Raw genomic sequence first — 402 nt, 5'->3', positions numbered from 1 at the left:
AGACAGCGCAGCCGGTGAGTCAAACCCTCCCTGTGAAGCCCACACGGAGCAGCTGACGGCGGCGGCGAGGGTTACGGCAATCCAGACTTTCACAGGCATCTCCCGGTTAAAAAGGTTTACACTTCTCAGTGTGGCACGTCACCGTCATTGCGCGAGGAGTGATCGTCAGAACGGGAGGAATCTGAAGGTCAGTGCATCTGCTGAGCCAGCAGCCTGACGGCGCGTTCGCAGCTTTCGCGCATCCCGGCAGCGCCTGCCGCTTCGCCCATGCTGTGCAGGGCGCTGGTGATTTCGTGAAGGGTGAGGTACTGGTCCGGCTTAAGAAGGCGCGCCACGACCGTTCCGATAACGGCGTAGATATCTTCGGCGGTGGTGTCATCATTCATATGACCTCCGTCCGTA

Annotated in this window: 1 protein-coding gene; it reads right to left on the bottom strand. The window is 59.7% G+C overall.

The window, feature by feature from the left end:
* Positions 1-188: 188 nt before the first annotated feature.
* The coding region (locus VI01_RS24495; RefSeq protein WP_231638595.1) for a hypothetical protein at positions 189-402 on the bottom strand (214 nt) is incomplete at its 5' end.

It is taken from the genome of Pantoea sp. SM3 (assembly GCF_000963995.1).
Lineage (GTDB): Bacteria > Pseudomonadota > Gammaproteobacteria > Enterobacterales > Enterobacteriaceae > Pantoea > Pantoea rwandensis_B.
This window is presented reverse-complemented; position numbering and strand designations above follow the sequence as displayed.